The following is an 18,575-nucleotide window of genomic DNA, read 5'->3' on the forward strand; positions in this document are numbered from 1 at the left end:
AATCTGAAGGAGAAATTCCCATGAGTGAACATTTCGATGTTGCCGTCCTCGGTCTGGGCCCAGGCGGGGAGGTCGCGGCCGACCGGCTTCTGAAAGCCGGGAAGAACGTCGTGGTCTTCGAGCGGGAACTAATCGGCGGGGAATGCGCCTACTGGGCGTGTATCCCTTCCAAGACCGTCCTGCGGCCGCCGGAAGCGCGCACGGAAGTTCAACGGGCCGCCGGTGTCTCCGGCGCCGAACTGGACTGGGCTGCCACTGCAAAGTACCGGGACTACATGATCCGGAACCTCGATGACCAGGCACAGGTCGACGGGTACATCAAAGAGGGCGCCGTGGTGATCAAGGACGAAGCTCGGATTACCGGACCGGGCCGGATCCAGGCTGGAGACCGCGAGATCACAGCCGAGCACATCATTATCGCCACCGGCTCCGACGCCGTGATCCCACCGTTGGACGGCATCGACCAGATCACGGCCTGGACGAACCGTGAAACCTACACCACCAGCACGCTCCCCGAGCGGGCGGTCATCATCGGCGGCAGCGCCGTCGGCGTGGAAACCGCGACGTTCCTGGCCCGCTTCGGAGTGGCCATCACCCTGATCCACCGCGGCGAGAGGTTACTGGACCGCGAAGGGCCCCGGGTGGGGGAACTTGCCCACCAGTACCTGCAGGAGGCCGGCATCGACATCCGGCTGGCCACCTCCGCCGTCCAGGCGCGGCGCGAGGGAGCCGACAGCATCATCGAGCTTCAGACACGCGACGGCGATCCAGCCGGTGAGGTGGCAGCAGACGTCGTGATCTTCGGTACCGGCCGCACACCACGCACCGAAGGACTCGGCTTCGAACACGCTGGCGTAACCCTCGGCGACCACGGAGAAATCCAGATCGACGACCACTGCCGCGCCGGCGAAAACACGTGGGCCATCGGCGACGTCACCGGCATCATGCCTTTCACCCACGTCGCGAAGTACCAAGGCCGGATCGCCGCCGACGCCATCCTCGGCCGACCCCACCCGGCCACCTACGACGGCATACCGCGTGTCGTATTCACCGACCCCGAAATCGCCGGCGCCGGACTAACCCAGGAACAGGCAACGAAGCAGGGCATCCGCACCATCGCCACGGAACTGGACCTCGCCGACGCCATCGCCCGACCCTGGACCTACGAGCAGGACCCCCGCGGGCACCTCGGCCTACTCGCCGACGCCGACCGGAAGATCCTCATCGGAGCCTGGGCCGTCGGCCCCATGGCCGGAGAGTGGATCCACCACGCCTCCCTCGCCATCCGCACGCAACTGCCGATCGACACGCTCCTGGACCAGGTCGCCCAATTCCCGACCTACCACGAGGCCTACCAGGTCGCCCTCGAACAACTCGACCTCCCCCTAACCGGGTCGAGAAACGTACAGGCGGGAGCACGAAGGAATTGGCACACCACAAGACCCCCATCACCTTCGTGATCTTCCAGCAAAATGGAAGATTACGGAGTCTTTCGAGAACGAGGTGAAGCATGCGTATCGGTGAAGTAGCGGCGGCCTCCGGCGTGACGACCAAGGCCTTGAGGTTTTACGAGGAGCGAGGGCTCCTGCCGCAGGCCGACCGAGCCACCAACGGCTACCGCGACTATCCAGAGGACACGATCGTCAGGCTTGAATTCATCCGGCGCAGCCAAGTTGCCGGCCTCACTCTGGCCGAAATCCTCGACATCCTCCAAATCCGGGATGCTGGCACGGCGCCGTGCGGCCACGTGCGTGATCAGCTTGCCGAGCACCTGACGAACCTGGACAGGCACATCGCCGAACTCACCGCGCTCAGAGAAACCGTTGCCGGCCTTCACGGAACCGCGGCGGCCGCCGACCCCGCTCAGTGCAATGCCGAAGTCATCTGTAGCTACCTTTGATAATCGGCACATCCACAACCAGACGTTTCAACGGAATCACTCAGCGACGACGGACCGCAATCCATAAGCCGCACCGCCGGCAGACGTAAGCCGCGCCATCCGCCAACGCGTGCAACCTGCTCAACGGCAGACGCCGCCCACAGCACGAACAGTGCGCACTGGTGTCGCTGGTTTGGACCATTGTCCATCGTAAGACCGACTCTTCAATCACAGGCCCTCTAGGGCGGGGTCTAGGATTTCACGACAAAACGTTTGTTGCGCCAGGGGTGCCTATGAAACCCGCCGTCAGCCGGACGTAGAACCTGTCGTCTGCGGAAGCTCAGATCCGATCACCCACCTGATTAGCAGGCCTTAAAGCGTTACATAAACCACGCCATTTAGCGCTGCGATTCACGCCGAGAATCGATCAACCGAATACCCCTGCCGAAACCTCATCCGCCGAAACGTCGGTGCGAGCGTTTTCGGCGCGACTCGATACCTCACCGATGCAGCACCAAATCTCCGGGTGATTCGATCGGTCACCCCAGACTGAGAAGCGGTCGCTCTCCCGCTTGTCAGACCTCACCGGTCTTGTGCCGAGCGTCAATGCCCCACAGCTCGGAGCGCGGCGACGGCCAGCGCGCGGGTGCGGACGGCATCCGACATCCACAACGGCTCGACGTGCGACGCGATCCCGAGAGCGGCAACGGATGCCGCGGCCGCAGCGTCCTCCTCCGCGATGAGCCATGCGTCGAGGATTCCGCCGTCAGCGCGCGCACCGTAGTGCCCGGCGACTCCGGCGGCTGTGCACGGGACGCCCGCGACGCGCAGACAGACGTCGGCCATGCCGCGGACGGGCGCGTCGCCGATGATCGGCGAGACGCCCACGACCCGCGCGGACGCGGCTCGGAGCCCATCGGCAAGGCCCGGCACGGCGAGGATCGGACCGATAGAGACGACGGGGTTCGACGGAGCGACGAGGATCGCGTCCGCCCCCGCGATCGCCTCGAGCACGCCCGGCGCGGGCACGGATGCCGCGATCCCCGGATTCTCGAAGCGCACCGGTTCGAGCCGAGCGCGGTGCCGGGTCCACCACTCCTGAAAGTGCATCCGCCCGGAATCCAGCACGACATGGGTGTCGACCTCCGTATCGGTCATCGGAAGCAGCGTCGCGCCGAGATCCCATCGGGTCTGCAGGCGCGCGATCGCCTGACTGGGGGTCAGCCCCTCGCGGAGCCATGAGGTGCGGGCGATGTGCGCGCCGAGGTCGAGGTCGCCCAGGAGGAACCAATCCCACCCGACACCCCACGCCGCGAGCTCATCAGCGACGCGACGGGAGTCCCCCGCGCGACCCCACCCCTGACGGAGGTCCTTCACCCCGGCGAGGGAGTACAGCATCGAGTCGACGTCGGGCTGCAAGCGCAGGCCGCTCAGCCACAGATCGTCGCCGGTGTTGCAGACGACGGTGAGCTCACCGCCGCGCTCCCGCACCTCGTCGCGCAGACCACCCGCGAAGGTGGAGCCGCCGACGCCGCCGGCGAGCAGGACGACGCGGGTGCTGACGGTGAGGTCGTCGGTGGTCATCTCCTCAGCGTAGGGCGACGTATCCTGACGCCATGCCCGACTCCGATGCGCTCACGATCTGGCCCCTGAGCGGCATCGGCGAGGTTCAGGCGGGCGACGACCTGGTCGGCACCATCGTCGCTGCTGCGCGCGGACGCCTCGCCGACGGCGACATCCTCGTCGTCACCAGCAAGATCGTCTCGAAGGCCGAGGGACGTTACCGCCCTGCCGCCGACCGCGACGCAGCGATCGCCGAGGAGACCGTACGTGTCGTCGCCGAGAACGAGGCCGGAACCGTCCGCATCGTCGAGAGCAGGCTCGGCATCGTCGCCGCCGCGGCGGGCGTCGACGCGAGCAACACCCCCGACGGGCTCATCCTGCTGCTGCCCGTCGATCCCGACGCCTCCGCCCGCGCGCTCGCGAGCGGCATCCGATCCCGCACCGGCGCCCACGTCGGCGTCATCGTCTCGGACACGCTCGGGCGCGCATGGCGCGAGGGGCAGACGGACTGCGCGATCGGGGCCGCCGGAGTCGTCGTGATGGAAGACCTCCGCGGCGGAACGGATGCCTCCGGCCGCCCTCTCGCGGTGACCCTGCCGTGCGTCGCCGACGAGCTCGCCGCGGCCGGCGATCTCGTGAAGCGCAAAACCAGCGGGATGCCGGTGGCCGTCGTCCGCGGTCGCGCCGACCTGGTAGGTGGCCTCGATCTGCCGGGGGCACGCTCGATCGTCCGTCCCGCCGAACGCGACCTCTTCAGCGAGGGCACTCGCGAGGCGTACGCCCGTGGACGCGCCGACGGATCCGGGGGATAACCCGAAACGAGGTCTCGGGACCGCCCCGATGTGACGGTTCGTGCGCCGTCCTACGTTGGTGACATGACTTCCGACACTCCCCCGCTGGTGCGGCGCCACCGCGTGCTCGTGCGGCTCGGCGCCCTCGCCCAGCTGGCCGCGATCGCACCCCTGGGCATCACCTTCGTGACGATCATCGCCACGCTCTTCTCCACCGGCATCGGCACCCTCCTCGTGCTCGGCTTCGGGGCGCTCCTGCTCATCGCCTCCCTGTACATCGCGTGGGCGGCATCCTGGATCGAACACGAACGGGTCGAAGGTCTCTACGGCTACGGCCTGCCCCCGCTCCGGCCGCGCACCAGCGGCCAGCCCGGCTTCACCGGATTCCTCCGCACCCTGTGGGTGCAGTTCACGGATGCCGCGATGTGGCGGGGCATCGGCAGCGCGGCGATCGCCACGGTCCTCGGCTGGGTCGTGGTCGGCGCGGTGTGGGGCACGATCTCGAGCATCGGCCTCGCGCTCTCGCCCCTCTACGACCGGTCGGCCGGCAGACTCCCCTTCACCGGCATCGCCGTCACCGACGGCTGGCTCGTCGTCGGCGGTATCGGCGGGGCGCTCCTCTCCCTCGGCATCCTGTTCGGCGTCGCCCTCCTCGACGGGATCATCACCCGCGCCGTCCTCGTTCCCTCGAAGGAGGCCATGCTCGCCGAGCAGGCCCGCACCGCGGGCATGCAGCGCGCCGGCGCCGTTCGTGCCAGCGAGGTGGAGCGCACCCGCATCGAGCGCGACCTCCACGACGGGGTGCAGCCGCGACTGGTCTCGGTGGGGATGACACTCGGCATGGCGCAGCAGAAGATCGACACCGATCCGGCGGCCGCTCGGGCGCTGATCGACGAGGCGCACACCTCGACGAAAGCCGCGATCACCGAACTGCGCCAGCTCGCCCGCGGCATCCACGCCTCCGTTCTCGACGACCGCGGTCTCGACGCCGCCCTGTCTGCCCTCGCCGCCCGGTCGCATGTGCCCGTCGCCCTCGACGTCCGCGTCGACGGCCGCTGCAGCAGCACCACCGAAGCGGCCGTCTACTTCGTCATCGCGGAGTCGCTCACCAACGCAGCCAAGCACGCCCGGGCTACCGACGTCCGCGTCGTCGTCCGCAGCCGCGACGAGGCGAACGGCCGAACCCTCTGGGCCCGTGTCGAGGACAACGGCATCGGCGGGGCCACCGTCCTGCCCGGCGGCGGACTCGACGGCATCATGAACCGCATCGTCGCCGCCGGCGGCACCGCCCGCCTCGACAGCCCCGTCGGAGGCCCGACCGCCCTGGAGGTGAGCGTCCCGTGCGCATCCTGATCTGCGAAGACTCCACCCTGCTGCGCGAAGGCCTGGTGCGCGTGCTCGAAGACGCCGGCCACACCGTGGTCGCCGCCCTGCCCGACGCGCGGAACCTCGTCGAACGAGTCTCGACGACCGTTCCCGAGCTCTGCATCCTCGACGTCCGGCTCCCTCCCACGTTCACCGACGAGGGCATCCGGGCCGCGCTCGACCTGCGCACCCAGCATCCCGCCCTCCCGGTGCTCGTCCTGAGCCAGTATGTGGAGGAGCGCTACGCCAGCGATCTCATCACCGGGCAGAACGCCGCCCTCGGCTACCTGCTGAAGGACCGAGTCGCCGACGTGCGGGACTTCCTCGAGTCCGTCGACCGGATCGCCGCCGGCGCCACCGTCCTCGACCCCGAGGTCGTTGCGCAGCTGCTGACACGGCGATCGCGAGACGACCGGATGGCGCGCCTCACCGACCGGGAGCGATCCGTCCTCGCGCTCATCGCCGAGGGCAAGAGCAACCACGCCATCGCCGCGACCCTCTTCGTCTCGGAGGCGAGCGTCGAGAAGCACATCACGTCCCTCTTCCAGAAGCTCGGCCTCGAGCAGGACGATCACGGCAACCGCCGCGTGCTCGCCGCGCTCGTCCACCTCGAACACGGCGGCCTCCCCTCCGCGGACACCGGCCGCACCGACATCCCCACTCCCCCGAACGGAGCAGTCCGATGAGCATCGATCTGAACCCGCCCACCGCGGCGACCCCCGGCGCCACCCCGCCGCCTCCCGCACCGCCCCGCACCTCCGCCCGCGTCATCGCGATCCTCGCGATCGTCATCGGCGGGGCGCTGATCCTCGGCGCCGTCGTCTCGGGACTGGCCTCCGCCTTCTGGGCGGCCGGCGGGCGTGACGGTGCCGGATCGCGGGTGGCGGATGCCACCGGCATCCAGACCCTCTCGGTCGACGTGTCGGCGGGCGACCTCACCGTCGTCTACGCCGATGTCGACCAAGCGACCCTCGAGGTCGACGGCGACCGCCGCGACTGGCGCCTCGAGCGCCGGGGCGACGAGCTCCGCGTCGAGAACGGCTCCCCGTGGTGGGTCGGCTGGCGGGTCGACTGGGAAAGCGACCGCGCCACCCTCACGCTGCCCGAGGCGTACGAGACCACGCAGCTCGACGGCCGCCTCGAGGTGTCCGCCGGCTCGGTGACGGCGGGCGGCACGTACGGTGACCTCGAGATCCACGTCGGCGCCGGCGAGGCGAACGTGACCGGAACGGCATCCACCCTCCGCGTCGACGTGAGCGCCGGACGTGCGGATGTCGCCGTCGAGGGTGTCGACGAGGGATCGCTGACGATCGGCGCCGGCGAAATCTTCGCCACGCTCGACGGCGCCGCCCCACGCGACCTGACCATCGACGTCAGCGCAGGCACCCTGGTGGCGACCCTCCCCGACGAGTCGTACGACGTCACCTCCGATGTGTCGGCCGGCGCGCTCGACAACGAGCTGTCCACCTCGTCGACCTCACCGCGAACCATCGACGTGCAGGTGGCCGCCGGCAGCGCGACCCTCCGCCCCCTGCCCTGATACCCGGCACCCCGGGCGCCCTTGCGCCGAGCCGACACGAATGGTCGCTTCCCCCGTCGGGAAGCGACCATTCGTGTCGGGTCGAGCAGTGGATGCCGCGTCGTCAGGAGCCGAATACCACGGCCTCGTTCTGCGCGGCGCCCTCGCCGTGCGAGCCGCGCGCGGCGCCGCCGTCATCACGATCACCCACGACGTGGACGAGCTGGGTCACGCCGGCGCGATCGTCCGACTCGTCGACGGTCGCCTGGCCACGCCCTCACCCGGCAGTCTCGACGCGTAACCGCGTCGCCACCGGCTGAGGTGCGGCGCTACCGTTGACCTTGTGACCACTGCACCGATCGACGCCACCACCACCGCCGCCTGGGCCGAGCTCGAGGCCCTGAAGGCCGGCTTCACGCCCGATCTGCGCGGATGGTTCGCCGCCGACCCCGGCCGCGTCGATCGCCTCACCCTCGATGTCGCAGATCTGCACGTCGACCTGTCGAAGAACCTCGTCGACGATGAGATCGTCGCCGCCCTCGTACGCCTCGCCGAACAGACCGGCGTCGCCGAGCGCTACGCCGCGATGCTGGCCGGCGAGCACATCAACACGACCGAGGACCGCGCGGTCCTCCACACCGCGCTGCGCCGCCCGAAGGACGCGCTGCCGAGCCTGACCGTGGACGGACAGGACATCGACACCGACGTTCAGGACGTTCTCGCGGCTCTCGCCGAATTCGGCGGGCGCGTGCGCTCGGGTGAGTGGACGGGCATCACCGGCAAGAAGGTCGAGACCGTCGTCAACATCGGCATCGGCGGGTCGGACCTCGGCCCCGTGATGATCTCCGCCGCGCTCGAGCCGTACGCGGATGCCGGTATCTCCGCGCGCTTCGTGTCGAACATCGACCCGTTCGACATCGCGTCGAAGACGAAGGACCTCGACCCCGAGACCACGCTGTTCATCGTCGCGTCGAAGACGTTCACGACGCTCGAGACCCTCACCAACGCACGGCTCGCCCGCGACTGGCTGTGGGAGGGGCTCGCGGCATCCGGCGCCATCGACGGCAGCGACGAACAGAAGAAGGATGCCGTCGCGCACCACTTCGTCGCCGTCTCGACCGCGCTCGACAAGGTCGCCGACTTCGGGATCGACCCGGCCAACGCGTTCGGCTTCTGGGACTGGGTGGGCGGCCGATACTCCGTCGACTCCGCGATCGGCCTGTCGCTCGTCATCGAGTTCGGCGCCGACACGTTCCGCGAGCTGCTCGCTGGATTCCACGCCGTCGACGAGCACGTGCGCACGACGCCGCTCGCGCAGAACGTGCCCGTCCTGATGGGCCTCCTCAACGTCTGGTACACGAACTTCCTCGGCGCGCAGTCGCACGCCGTGCTCCCCTACGCGCAGCAGCTGAGCCGGTTCGCCGCGTACCTGCAGCAGCTGACGATGGAGTCGAACGGCAAGTCGGTGCGCTGGGACGGCACGCCCGTCACGAGCGACACCGGCGAGGTCTTCTGGGGCGAGCCCGGCACCAACGGTCAGCACGCGTTCTACCAGCTCATCCACCAGGGCACGCGGCTGATCCCGGCGGACTTCATCGCGTTCGCGAACCCCGCCTACCCGCTCGCCGACGGCGGCCGCGACGTGCACGGGCTGTTCCTGGCGAACTTCCTCGCCCAGACGAAGGCGCTCGCGTTCGGCAAGACGGCTGAGGAGGTCGAGGCCGAGGGCACCACCGGCGCGCTCGTCGCTGCGCGGACGTTCCCGGGCAACCGTCCGACGACGTCGATCTTCGCGCCGTCGCTGACGCCCGCCGTGCTCGGCCAGCTCGTCGCACTCTACGAGCACATCACCTTCACGCAGGGCGTCATCTGGGGCATCAACTCCTTCGACCAGTGGGGTGTCGAGCTCGGCAAGCAGCTCGCGCTGCAGATCGCCCCGGCGATCGAGGGCGACAGTGCCGCGCTCGAGTCGCAGGACGCCTCGACCAAAGCACTCCTGGAGTACTACCGCGACCACCGCGCCTGAGCGGGGCCGCGGCATCCCAAAGCGGGGATGACCGAAGCGAGGAGCGTTCAGTGAAACGTATCGAAATCGAGGTCGGCGACTGGGAGCACGACTGCTGCGGCCCTGAAGTCCGCCGTCACACCGAGGTGCGGTGGACGGTCATCCCGGCAGTCGACGGTCCGTGGACCGAGACACATCACGACCTCACGGGAATCAAGACGGTCGTCGTGGCCGGCACCGTAGTCGAGCTCGAGGCGCTCCAGGAGGACGGATCCCGCATCCCGATCACCCACCTGCCGAGCGGACCCTCCTTACGAAAGATGGGTTCGGGCGATCGCGGTGACATCATCGAGCTGCACACCGGTCGCGTCGTCGACCGGTCGGAGGGCGGATTCATCGTGACGGTGGAAGTGGAGGACTGAGCGCGCTCTCGGTTCGATCCTGTAGACAACGTCACCGCGGCCGTGAGGGCCCAGCGTCAGGGCTCCCAGTAGCCCACGGCGCACAGCAGGCGCGTCTCGTCGTCGGCATCTGCGGGCGGGTCGATCGCGGGCGGGAACACGCCGAACTGGCGCCACTCGTCGGCGTGCGGCACGACGTGCTCGTTCAGACCGGCGATGAGCTCGGGCGAGAGCGAGAACGCGATGCCGAGGTGCTTGGCGATGAGCCACGCCTGGAACGCCCGGTACGTCGCGAGGTGCGCGAAGCCCTCGTCGGCAGAGTAGTCGCCGTAGGTGAAGCGGAACGTATCGGTCCACTCGCCGGATCGAACGGCGGCGGTCGCCGTGTCGTTGATCTCGTCATACGCGGCGATCGGGTCGTCGCCGAGCAGATCGGCATCGCGGAACGGGTCATCGTCGGCGGCGGCCTTCCCCGCGAGCACGCCAGGGATCCACACCTCGTCGTGCGCATGCGCGAAGACGATGTCCCGATAGGTGGGGTCGGGGCGCGTGGTCCACTCGGGCGGCGCGGGCTTCGCGAGATCTGCCGGGTCGATGCGGTCGATGACGGAGCGCAACGCGGCATCCGCCTGGAGGAACAGCTCGTCGATCTTCATGCGCCCGACGGTACTCCGCGTCGCGGACATCCTCACCCGGCGCCGCGCGTGTGGATCCGCTCTCCTGATGCGCTGAAGATGCTCACCACCTCGGCAGGGCCGGCGGCCGTCGCGCTGATGCTGTGCGGCAACCTCGTGTCGAACTCCGCAGCCTCGCCCGCGCCGATGAGGTGTTCGGCGCCGTCGAGTTCGAGCCTGATCACGCCGCTCAGGACGAAGAACCATTCCGAGCCGTCGTGCACGCGGGGCTCGGGGCTGACGGATGCCGCGGGAAAGGTGATCTTGTAGGTCTGCACCGGCGAGTGCTCGAGCGTCAACGGAGCGACGGTCATCCCCTCGCGACGCTGCACCCGGCGCCGGACCCGCGGGTCGGGCGGCTCCCGCAGGAGATCGTCGATCCGCACGCCGAGAAGCCCGGTGAGCGGCACGAGCAGCTCGAGGCTCGCCTGTCGCTGCCCGGACTCGAGCCGTGACAGCGTGCTCGTCGACATGCCGGCCCGCTCTGCCAGCTCGGCGAGCGTCCAGCCCCGTCCCTGCCGTGCGGCACGGAGTCGGGGCCCCACGTGTTCGATGCCTGCGGCCATGTGCTTCAGTTTGCCATTTCCGCAACAGAGCGTGCCGAATCAGTGACCCCCGATCAGGCTGAAGACATGACTTCATCACCCTGGGACGCGATCATCATCGGCGGAGGCGCCGCCGGACTCTCCGCCGCGCAGATGCTCGGCCGCGCCCGCCGCCGCACGCTCGTGCTCGACGCCGGGTCGCCGCGCAACCGCTTCGCGGCGCACATGCACGGCGTGCTCGGGCACGACGGCCGCTCCCCCGCCGAGCTGTACGAGCTTGGACGCGCAGAGGCACGCGCCTACGGCGTCGAGATCACGGATGCCACGGTCGCCGCGGTCCGCGAAGACGGCGATCTGCTCGTCGTGGAACGTGCGGACGGCGCCGTCGACACCGCGCGTGCCGTGCTTCTCGCCACCGGCGTCGCCGACGACCTCCCCGCCGTCGCCGGGATCCGCGAGCAGTGGGGCCGTGGGGTGCTGCACTGCCCGTACTGCCACGGATTCGAAGTCGCCGGGCGGCGTCTCGGCGTCATGGCGACCTCGCCCGCCAGCCTCCACCAGATCGAACTCGTCCGGCAGTGGACTGACGACCTGATCGCCTTCACTGCGGAGCTCGGGCCGGTCGACGATGATGTGGCCGCGCGGCTCGACGCACGCGGCATCCGTCAGGTCTCATCGCCCGTCGACGAGCTCATCGAGAGAAACGGGAACCTCGTCGCGGTACAGACCGCGGACGGCGTCGCCCACGAGATCGACGCGCTGTTCACGGCGCCCGTGCCGCGGCTGCAGCTCGCCTTCGCCGACGGACTCGGGCTCGCGCGCGCCGACCAGCCCGGAGCGCCGCTCGCGGTCGACGTGCTCGGCGCGACGAGCCATCCACGGGTCTGGGCAGCGGGGAACCTCGTCGCTCCCTACGGCAACGTGCCGCTGTCGATGGGCCAGGGATCGATGGCCGGTGCCGCGATCAACGCGGCGCTCGTCCAGGCCGACGCCGCCGACGCCGTGGCTTGACCCTCAGTCCCGCGCCGCCGCCGCTGCCGCCGCGGCGCGAGCGAGCCAGGCCGGGGCTTTGCCGTACTGCTGGAACGAGACGAGCTCGCCCGCGGCGCACGCGGCGACGGTCGCGGCGAGGCGGTCGGCGCGGGTCTGCTCGCGCTTCGCGCTCTGCAGCCAGTTCGCCACGGCGCGCCGGTATGACGGGATCGCCGCCTCCCAGAAGGCCTGCGCCGCCGGATTCGCGGCGAGCGCAGCCGCCTGTTCGGGGGTGAGGTCGTTGCGCTGCTCGTGCGAGTAGATGCCCGACTTGTCCTCGGTGCGACGCTCGAAGGCGGCGATGCCCGCCGGTCGCATGAGCCCCTCCGCCTGCAGCCGCTCGACGTGGGCGATGTTCACGGCACTCCAGATGGATGCCGCTTTCCGCGGCGTCCATCGCTGCATGCGAGCGCCGTCCCCGGCGGGGCGCGACACCGAGTCGATCCACCCGAAGCAGAGCGCTTCAGGCACGGCATCCGCCCACGTCAGCCCGCGACGCGGATCGCCCTTCAGGTAGAAGCCGGTCCAGATCTCGGTCGCACTCTCGTGGTTCGCCTCGAGCCACGCGCGGAACTCCGCCGCCGATGCGAAGAACACCGGAACCGGATCGGATGCCGTCATGCCCGCGACGCTAGCAGCGGCCGGCGACACGCGTCAGCGGAGGTCGAGCGCGTTCCAGCGACCCGGCTCGTCGAGCTCGCCGTACACGACCTGCGCGCCCTCCGTCGACACGGATGCCGCGCACACCAGCAGCGACAGCGTCGGGTACCCGTAAGGACGGTTGTCGCGGATGATCGCGCGGTCGTCTGTGGGCTCGAGTTCAGCGGTCCCCGCGAGCTGCGCGAGCCAGCCCTCCCACCACCGCTCCCCGTCGCCGGGCTCGCCGAACACATCCCGCCACGCGACGATGCGCGCGGTCTGCGAGTCGTCGACGTCGTCGTGCGCGATCATGTGCACTCCCGGCGGCAGATCCACGGTGCGCACGCTGTCGCCGTCCCACATCGACACGCGGGCGCGCCCCGGCGTCACCTCGACGAGATTGAAGCCGTGCATGGGCGGCGACGCGGGCAGCGGCTCACCGGCGACCGCATCGAGCACGATGTGGCCGCGGGAGCCGGTGGCATCCGCATCGTCCAGGAGGTCGGCGCGGTTCAGCACCACCGCGAGGCGTGCGGCGCCGGGGTCGGCCGCCAGCCACGCACCACCGGCACGGGTGTCACGCACCCCGACGAGGGAGGGCCGCTCGGGCCACCACGCCCCCAGCGGATCCCACGCGCGAGCAGGGTCCTCGTCGCGGACGGCCAGCAGCCGGACGGCCGCGCCGGCATCGGAGGGGACGTGGACGATGACTGTGCACACCGTTCCCGCCTTCCCGGTCCGCCGCCGTGGCAGGATCGGACCATGTTCGTCGTCGTGGGAGTCTCCGGCGGGATCGCCGCCTACAAGACCGTGCACGTGATCCGTGCGCTGGTGACCAACGGGCACGAGGTGCACGTTGTTCCCACCGACGACGCTCTGCGCTTCGTCGGGACCGCCACCTGGGAGGCGATCAGCCGCAATCCTGTCACGACGAGCGTGCACGACGACGTCGCCGAGGTGCGCCACGTCGCCCTCGGCACGAAAGCCGACCTCGTGATCGTCGCGCCCGCCACCGCCAACACCCTCGCGAAGATGGCCGCCGGCATCGCCGACAACCTCCTCGGCGTGACGCTCCTCGCCACGACCGCGCCGGTCGTCGTGGCACCCGCGATGCACACCGCGATGTGGGATCACGCCGCGACGCAGGCGAACATCGCGACTCTTCGCGACCGCGGCGTCCACATCGTCGGTCCCGCCGACGGTGCGCTGACCGGCGGCGACAGTGGGCCCGGTCGGATGGTCGAGCCCGACGACATCGTGGCTGCCGCCCTTGCGGCAGCGGATGCCGCGCCGACCCCCTCTCCCACGGGCGATCTCGCGGGGCTCCAGGTGGTCATCTCCACCGGCGGCACCCGTGAGCCGATCGACCCGGTCCGCTACCTCGGCAACCGCTCGAGCGGACGCCAAGGCGTCGCCGTCGCCGTCGCGGCGGCCGAACGCGGCGCCCGAGTCACGCTCGTCGCTGCGCACGTCGACGACGGTGTCCTCGGCGACGCGCAGCGGCATCCCGCCGTCGACATCCAACGCGCGGGCACCGCCGCCGAGCTGGACACGACCGTCCGTGCCGCCGCCGACCGAGCGGACGTGATCGTGATGGCCGCGGCCGTCGCGGATTTCTCCGTGCCGGAGGTCTCGGATGTGAAGATCCGCAAGGAGGACGGCACCGTCACGCTCGACCTCGTCGAGAACCCCGACATCCTCGTGGGTCTCGTCGAGGCTCGGCGCCCCGGGCAGACCGTCGTGGGTTTCGCCGCTGAGACCGCCGACACCGACGACGAACTCCGCGAGCGCGGCATCCGTAAACGCGCCCGAAAGGGCGTGGACCTGCTCGCCGTGAACCGCGTCGGCTGGCAGGAGGGGTTCGAGGCGACCGAGAACACCGTTCTGTTCGTCGACGGAACCGATGAGGTCGTCTCTCGCGCATCGGGCTCGAAGCGCGAAGTCGCCGACGCCCTGTGGGACGCGGTGCTGCGACTGCGCTGACCACCCCACGCCGGCTCGAGGGACGCGGGATGCCGTCCCGCGGCATCCCGCCCGTCGGCTCGTGTCCCCGGTACCTCGCCCTAGCCGAGCCCGGCGACGTTCGGCGCGGGCGTGCCGTGCACGTGCTCGCCCAGGAAGCCGAACACCGTCTCGTACCAGACGACGGCGTGCTGGGGCTTGAGCACCCAGTGGTTCTCGTCGGGGAAGTACAGGAAGCGATGCACGGTGGTGCCGTCGTCCTCGCCGAAGTGCTCGTTGAGCTCCGACCACAGGCGCAGGCTCTCGCCGATCGGCACACGGTAGTCCCGGTCGCCGTGGATCACGAGCAGCGGCGTCGAGATGTCCTTCACGAATCGGTGCGGGGAGTTCTCGGTCATCCCCTCGGGGGTGAAGATCTCCTGCCAGTACGACGAGCTGTCCGTCGTCCCGGCGAACTGGTCGAGGGCCCACAGGCTCGCGTGCGTCACGATCGCGCGGAACCGGTCGGTGTGACCGGCGACCCAGTTGGCCATGTACCCGCCGAACGATCCGCCCATCGCGGCGGTCTTCGTCTCATCGATGTCGGGCCTCGCGACGACCTCGTCGGTGATCGACATCAGGTCGGTGTACGGCTTCCCACCCCAGCTGTTCCATCCGCGAGCGATGAAGTCCAGGCCGTAGCCCGTCGAGAGAGCGGGATCGGGCAGCAGCACGGCGTAGCCTCGGGCGAGCGCGAGCTGCGGACTCCACCGCCAGCTCCACGCGTTCCAGCTGTTCAGGGGACCACCGTGGATCCAGAGCAGCAAGGGAGCGGGGGATGCCGTGTCGGCTCCCTCCGGCAGCAGCAGCCAGCCGCGCACGCGCGCGCCATCCTCCGCCGTCGTCTCGACCTCGGTCATCGTCCCGGCGGGCGTCGGCGACGGGGCAGGGGTCGCGAGGACGGTGACCGTGCCGTCGATCTCGATGCGGACCGGATGCGGCGGCACCATCCACGACGAGCGGAGCGCGACGAGCGCGCCGGTGGCGCGGTCGACGGACACGTTCGAATACGAGTGCTCGTCTGTCGTCAGCTGCTGCGGGGCCCCGCCGTCGAGCGGCACGCGGAACACGGGTCCGCGGCCGTCCTGATCAGCGGTGACGATGAGGGCGGCGTCGTCGTGGTCGAAGGCGACGCTCGTCGGCCAACGGTCCCATCCCTCGGCGAGCCGGCGCGGCGACGAGCCGTCGATGCCCGCCACCCAGAGCTCCTGGTCGGCCGGACCGGTCGGGTCGGAGAAACGCGCGCGGATGTAGGCGATCGAGCGGCCGTCGTGGCTGACCGTCGGGGCCTCGAAATACGTCGAGCGCTCCCCGAGCAGGGTGGTGCGCTCGCCCGACGCGACGTCGATCGAGACGAGGGCGAAGCGCTCCGCCCGTCCCTGCGCGACGCGCATCGCCGCGATGAGGGTGCGACCGTCGGGGGTGAGCGCCGCACCGGCGGTGTCGGCCGTGCGACCGGGCGCCGGCGTCAGGTCGCGCGGACGCGGAAGGGAGGCGGGGTAGGGGGTCGTGGCATCCGGTTCCGCGTCGGCGATGTCGGATGCCGCGAGCGATGAGATCGTGTCGCTGAGGGCGCCGGTGTCGAGGGCGAACAGGTGCGGTTCGGCGGGACCGAGGTCGTGGTCCCAGTAGCGCACCGGGTACGTGGTGTGGAGGATGGCGGACAGCTTGCGCTTCTTCCGCTCGGCGCGCAGCTTCGCGTCGGATTCGATCGAGTCGGCGGAGGGCAGCAGGTCGGCTGAGAGCACGACGACGGATGCCGCGTCGGCGACGGCCGCGATGGCCGAGACGCCGCCCGCGAGGCGGGTGATGGCGCGGGCTTCCCCGCCGCCGGCGGGGAGCAGCCACAGCTGGGCGGCATCCTCATCACCGTCGCCGTCGGCGTCGGGTCGGGCGCTCACGAAGAGGAGGTCGCCGGCCGCCGTGAAGGCGGCGCCTGCCTCGCCCTTGGCGGAGCGGGTGAGCCGACGCGCGGTGCCGCCGGCGGTCGTAGGGATCTCCCACAGCGCCCGGTCGTAGCCGGTCTTGTCCTTGTTGAGGGTCGCCACCGTCAGGACGGCACGGGTGCCGTCGGGCGCGAGGACCACCGCGTCGACGCGGGGCAGGGCGATGTAGTCGTCAAGGGAGGAGAACGGAGTCTGCGCCATGCCTCCACGCTAACCCGGGCGCGCGCGGGCGGCTCAGGCGAGCAGGTCGGCCGTGGTCACGACGGTCGCGATCCCTCCGTGCAGATTGGTGGCGGCGATGGATGCCAGGGTCGCGGCGGGAACGCGGATGCCGACGGGGCCGGTCACGCAGGGGTGCGGCATCCGTGTCAAGGGTGTCGGCCAGGTCCGTGGCGGCGGTGATCCTGTCGTGATGAGTGATCGAGACGCTGACCGCACGGATGCCGCGCCGGAGAACGCCCTGGAGGGCGCCGACTTCACCGACGAGATGGAGGACGGTGAGGTCGAAGCCGACGGGACGAGTGGCGCGACCGGCGGGGGTCGGGTGGCCGACGCGTGAGCGCCGTCGAACAGGTCGCGCGAGAGCGCTTCGGCTGGTCGGAGCTCCGTCCCGAGCAGGTGACGGCGGTGGAGGGTCTCGTGGAAGGCCGCGACGCCCTCGTGGTGTGGGCGACCGGGTCGGGTAAGTCCGCGGTCTACCAGGTGGCCGGCGCGATGCGCGGCGGGGTCACCGTCGTGGTGTCGCCGCTGATCGCGCTGCAGGAGGATCAGCTGACGCGGCTGAAGGACGCGCCCGATGCACCGGGTGCGGTGGCGATGAACTCCGCGCGCAGCGCGCGTGCCCGGGAGGCGGGGTGGGATCGGCTCCGCTCCGGCGAGGCGGGCTACGTGCTGCTGGCGCCGGAACAGCTCGCTCGCGACGAGGTGGTCGAAGCCCTCGCGACCCTCGAGGTTTCGCTGTTCGTCGTCGACGAGGCTCATTGCATCGCCTCGTGGGGGCACGACTTCCGGCCCGACTACCTCGGTCTCGGAGCCGTCGCCGAACGCCTCGGTCGCCCGCCGATCGTCGCGCTGACTGCAACGGCGTCGACGCCGGTTCGGGAGGAGATCGTCGAGCGACTCGGACTGCGCGGTCCCGCGCTCCTTTTGGGGGACGTGGACCGGCCCGGCATCCGTCTCGACGTCCGCCGCCATTCGGAGGATCGGGAGAAGCGGGACGCCGTGATCGCCGACGTCGCTTCGTTGACCGGACCGGGGCTCCTCTACGTCGCCACGCGGCGAGCGGCCGAAGAGTACGCGGACGCGCTGGCCGAGAAGGGTCTGCGCAGCCGCGCCTACCACGCCGGCCTCCGCGCCGCGGAGCGCAGGGAGGTGCACGAATCGTTCCTCGACGATTCCCTCGACGTGGTCGTCGCGACCTCGGCGTTCGGGATGGGTATCGACAAGGAGAACGTGAGGTTCGTCGTCCACGCCGACATCCCCGAGTCGGTCGACGCGTATTACCAGGAGCTCGGTCGGGCGGGACGGGACGGCGAGCCGGCACAGGCGACCCTGCACTACCGGGAGGAAGACCTGGCCCTGCGCCGCTACTTCGCGACGAAGAATCCCGACGGGCACGAACTGCGCGCGCTCGTGGAGGCGCTGCGGTCCGGCATCCGTCGGAAGGCGGAGTTGGCGAGTGCCGCGCAGCTGTCGCCCCGACGGGTGTCGGCCTTGCTGTCGCTTCTCGTCGACACCGGCTCGGTCCGGCTCGATCGCACCGGAGCTGCGCTTCGCAGCAATGTTCAGACGCGTACGGCCGTGGCGGCGGCTCTCGAGCGCGTCGAGGCGCGCGAGCGCATCGACCGGTCGCGGATCGATGCGATGCGCGAGTACGCCGAAACCCGTCGGTGTCGTCGGCAGGTGCTGCTCGGCTACTTCGGTCAGGACCTCGCCGAGCCCTGCGGTGCGTGCGACACCTGCGCGAGCGGGTCGGCTTTCACCTTCGGTGAGTCGGATGCCGCGTCGTCGCCCGGCTTCCGGGTGGACGACAAGGTGGAGCACCGCGAGTGGGGTCTCGGGACGGTCGTCGCCGTCGAGGATGACCGGTTGCGCGTCTTCTTCGACAGCGAGGGTTACAAGCTGCTGTCACAGGAGATCGTCGAGCAGGAGGAGTTGCTGCGAGCGGTCGCGTGATCGTGAGGGTTTTCTCATCTGATCTGGTCTTCAGGAGGCG

At 70.1% G+C, this 18,575-nt stretch carries 20 protein-coding genes; 13 read left to right on the forward strand and 7 right to left on the reverse strand.

From position 1 onward, the window contains the following. Nucleotides 1-20: 20 nt before the first annotated feature. Complete coding sequence (locus BKA24_RS14400; protein ID WP_246367110.1) at nucleotides 21-1,460, forward strand: dihydrolipoyl dehydrogenase family protein; 1,440 nt, start codon at nucleotides 21-23, stop codon at nucleotides 1,458-1,460. Between the two features lie 50 nt (nucleotides 1,461-1,510). Then, a complete protein-coding gene (locus tag BKA24_RS14405) occupies nucleotides 1,511-1,900 on the forward strand; it encodes a heavy metal-responsive transcriptional regulator (RefSeq protein ID WP_135948800.1) in 390 nt (129 codons plus the stop codon). Between the two features lie 582 nt (nucleotides 1,901-2,482). Here the strand turns inward: BKA24_RS14405 and cofD are convergent. Then, entirely contained in the window at nucleotides 2,483-3,463 is a 981-nt protein-coding gene (gene cofD, locus BKA24_RS14410; protein ID WP_184219724.1) for a 2-phospho-L-lactate transferase, read from the reverse strand. Nucleotides 3,464-3,495: 32 nt separating this feature from the next. On the opposite strand from cofD, the gene cofE reads away from it, so the two are divergent. The 7 genes from cofE (at nucleotide 3,496) to BKA24_RS14445 (ending at nucleotide 9,544) form a co-directional block, all read left to right on the forward strand. Then, the gene (cofE, locus tag BKA24_RS14415) at nucleotides 3,496-4,254 is read left to right on the forward strand and encodes a coenzyme F420-0:L-glutamate ligase (RefSeq protein ID WP_184219727.1); all 759 of its coding nucleotides are present in this window, start codon (nucleotides 3,496-3,498) and stop codon (nucleotides 4,252-4,254) included. Between the two features lie 63 nt (nucleotides 4,255-4,317). Next, the gene (locus tag BKA24_RS14420; RefSeq protein WP_184219731.1) at nucleotides 4,318-5,586 is read left to right on the forward strand and encodes a sensor histidine kinase; all 1,269 of its coding nucleotides are present in this window, start codon (nucleotides 4,318-4,320) and stop codon (nucleotides 5,584-5,586) included. Next, nucleotides 5,574-6,284 carry a LuxR C-terminal-related transcriptional regulator gene (locus BKA24_RS14425; RefSeq protein WP_184219734.1) on the forward strand — a complete coding sequence of 237 codons (711 nt, stop codon included), beginning with the start codon at nucleotides 5,574-5,576 and terminating at the stop codon, nucleotides 6,282-6,284. Before BKA24_RS14420 ends, BKA24_RS14425 begins: the two co-directional genes overlap by 13 nt. Then, on the forward strand, nucleotides 6,281-7,138 hold the full coding sequence (locus tag BKA24_RS14430) for a hypothetical protein (protein ID WP_184219736.1): 858 nt from the start codon (nucleotides 6,281-6,283) through the stop codon (nucleotides 7,136-7,138). Before BKA24_RS14425 ends, BKA24_RS14430 begins: the two co-directional genes overlap by 4 nt. A gap of 73 nt (nucleotides 7,139-7,211) precedes the next feature. Beyond that, entirely contained in the window at nucleotides 7,212-7,418 is a 207-nt protein-coding gene (locus BKA24_RS14435) for a hypothetical protein (protein WP_184219739.1), read from the forward strand. Between the two features lie 42 nt (nucleotides 7,419-7,460). Next, on the forward strand, nucleotides 7,461-9,143 hold the full coding sequence (gene pgi / locus BKA24_RS14440; RefSeq protein WP_184219742.1) for a glucose-6-phosphate isomerase: 1,683 nt from the start codon (nucleotides 7,461-7,463) through the stop codon (nucleotides 9,141-9,143). A 50-nt stretch (nucleotides 9,144-9,193) separates the two neighbouring features. After that, nucleotides 9,194-9,544 (forward strand): hypothetical protein, encoded by a 351-nt coding sequence (locus BKA24_RS14445; RefSeq protein ID WP_184219745.1) that lies wholly within the window; start codon nucleotides 9,194-9,196, stop codon nucleotides 9,542-9,544. A 56-nt stretch (nucleotides 9,545-9,600) separates the two neighbouring features. On the opposite strand, the gene BKA24_RS14450 is transcribed toward BKA24_RS14445, so the two are convergent. Beyond that, nucleotides 9,601-10,179: a DinB family protein gene (locus BKA24_RS14450; protein WP_184219748.1), complete on the reverse strand. Its 579-nt coding sequence runs from the start codon at nucleotides 10,177-10,179 to the stop codon at nucleotides 9,601-9,603. 32 nt (nucleotides 10,180-10,211) lie between these two features. Then, nucleotides 10,212-10,763, reverse strand: a complete 552-nt coding sequence (locus BKA24_RS14455; protein WP_184219751.1) for a helix-turn-helix domain-containing protein — start codon at nucleotides 10,761-10,763, stop codon at nucleotides 10,212-10,214. 66 nt (nucleotides 10,764-10,829) lie between these two features. Here BKA24_RS14455 and BKA24_RS14460 point away from each other — a divergent pair, with 66 nt between their 5' ends. Then, on the forward strand, nucleotides 10,830-11,753 hold the full coding sequence (locus tag BKA24_RS14460; RefSeq protein WP_184219754.1) for an NAD(P)/FAD-dependent oxidoreductase: 924 nt from the start codon (nucleotides 10,830-10,832) through the stop codon (nucleotides 11,751-11,753). Nucleotides 11,754-11,756: 3 nt separating this feature from the next. Here the strand turns inward: BKA24_RS14460 and BKA24_RS14465 are convergent, their stop codons facing one another. Together BKA24_RS14465 and BKA24_RS14470 are read right to left on the reverse strand one after the other, a co-directional pair. Beyond that, nucleotides 11,757-12,395, reverse strand: coding sequence for a YdeI/OmpD-associated family protein (locus BKA24_RS14465; RefSeq protein ID WP_184219758.1), 639 nt, complete (start codon nucleotides 12,393-12,395; stop codon nucleotides 11,757-11,759). Between the two features lie 33 nt (nucleotides 12,396-12,428). Beyond that, nucleotides 12,429-13,133 carry an NRDE family protein gene (locus BKA24_RS14470; protein ID WP_184219761.1) on the reverse strand — a complete coding sequence of 235 codons (705 nt, stop codon included), beginning with the start codon at nucleotides 13,131-13,133 and terminating at the stop codon, nucleotides 12,429-12,431. Between the two features lie 42 nt (nucleotides 13,134-13,175). On the opposite strand from BKA24_RS14470, the gene coaBC reads away from it, so the two are divergent. Continuing rightward, complete coding sequence (gene coaBC / locus BKA24_RS14475; protein WP_184219764.1) at nucleotides 13,176-14,396, forward strand: bifunctional phosphopantothenoylcysteine decarboxylase/phosphopantothenate--cysteine ligase CoaBC; 1,221 nt, start codon at nucleotides 13,176-13,178, stop codon at nucleotides 14,394-14,396. An 80-nt stretch (nucleotides 14,397-14,476) separates the two neighbouring features. On the opposite strand, the gene BKA24_RS14480 is transcribed toward coaBC, so the two are convergent. Then, nucleotides 14,477-16,561 (reverse strand): S9 family peptidase, encoded by a 2,085-nt coding sequence (locus BKA24_RS14480; protein ID WP_184219767.1) that lies wholly within the window; start codon nucleotides 16,559-16,561, stop codon nucleotides 14,477-14,479. A 33-nt stretch (nucleotides 16,562-16,594) separates the two neighbouring features. After that, nucleotides 16,595-16,723 (reverse strand): hypothetical protein, encoded by a 129-nt coding sequence (locus BKA24_RS15810; protein WP_281385754.1) that lies wholly within the window; start codon nucleotides 16,721-16,723, stop codon nucleotides 16,595-16,597. Between the two features lie 49 nt (nucleotides 16,724-16,772). On the opposite strand from BKA24_RS15810, the gene BKA24_RS14485 reads away from it, so the two are divergent. Beyond that, on the forward strand, nucleotides 16,773-16,919 hold the full coding sequence (locus BKA24_RS14485; protein WP_184219770.1) for a hypothetical protein: 147 nt from the start codon (nucleotides 16,773-16,775) through the stop codon (nucleotides 16,917-16,919). Further along, nucleotides 16,916-18,535 carry a RecQ family ATP-dependent DNA helicase gene (locus BKA24_RS14490; protein ID WP_184219773.1) on the forward strand — a complete coding sequence of 540 codons (1,620 nt, stop codon included), beginning with the start codon at nucleotides 16,916-16,918 and terminating at the stop codon, nucleotides 18,533-18,535. Before BKA24_RS14485 ends, BKA24_RS14490 begins: the two co-directional genes overlap by 4 nt. Nucleotides 18,536-18,575 lie beyond the last annotated feature (40 nt).

Source organism: Microbacterium marinum (assembly GCF_014204835.1).
Lineage (GTDB): Bacteria > Actinomycetota > Actinomycetes > Actinomycetales > Microbacteriaceae > Microbacterium > Microbacterium marinum.

Coding starts and splice junctions, on each gene's coding strand:
- BKA24_RS14400 (WP_246367110.1), top strand. CDS start 21: ATGAGTGAACATTTCGATGTTGCCGTCCTCGGTCTGGGCCCAGGCGGG.
- BKA24_RS14405 (WP_135948800.1), top strand. CDS start 1,511: ATGCGTATCGGTGAAGTAGCGGCGGCCTCCGGCGTGACGACCAAGGCC.
- cofD (WP_184219724.1), bottom strand. CDS start 3,463: ATGACCACCGACGACCTCACCGTCAGCACCCGCGTCGTCCTGCTCGCC.
- cofE (WP_184219727.1), top strand. CDS start 3,496: ATGCCCGACTCCGATGCGCTCACGATCTGGCCCCTGAGCGGCATCGGC.
- BKA24_RS14420 (WP_184219731.1), top strand. CDS start 4,318: ATGACTTCCGACACTCCCCCGCTGGTGCGGCGCCACCGCGTGCTCGTG.
- BKA24_RS14430 (WP_184219736.1), top strand. CDS start 6,281: ATGAGCATCGATCTGAACCCGCCCACCGCGGCGACCCCCGGCGCCACC.
- BKA24_RS14450 (WP_184219748.1), bottom strand. CDS start 10,179: ATGAAGATCGACGAGCTGTTCCTCCAGGCGGATGCCGCGTTGCGCTCC.
- BKA24_RS14455 (WP_184219751.1), bottom strand. CDS start 10,763: ATGGCCGCAGGCATCGAACACGTGGGGCCCCGACTCCGTGCCGCACGG.
- BKA24_RS14460 (WP_184219754.1), top strand. CDS start 10,830: ATGACTTCATCACCCTGGGACGCGATCATCATCGGCGGAGGCGCCGCC.
- BKA24_RS14465 (WP_184219758.1), bottom strand. CDS start 12,395: ATGACGGCATCCGATCCGGTTCCGGTGTTCTTCGCATCGGCGGCGGAG.
- coaBC (WP_184219764.1), top strand. CDS start 13,176: ATGTTCGTCGTCGTGGGAGTCTCCGGCGGGATCGCCGCCTACAAGACC.
- BKA24_RS14480 (WP_184219767.1), bottom strand. CDS start 16,561: ATGGCGCAGACTCCGTTCTCCTCCCTTGACGACTACATCGCCCTGCCC.
- BKA24_RS15810 (WP_281385754.1), bottom strand. CDS start 16,723: ATGCCGCACCCCTGCGTGACCGGCCCCGTCGGCATCCGCGTTCCCGCC.
- BKA24_RS14485 (WP_184219770.1), top strand. CDS start 16,773: ATGAGTGATCGAGACGCTGACCGCACGGATGCCGCGCCGGAGAACGCC.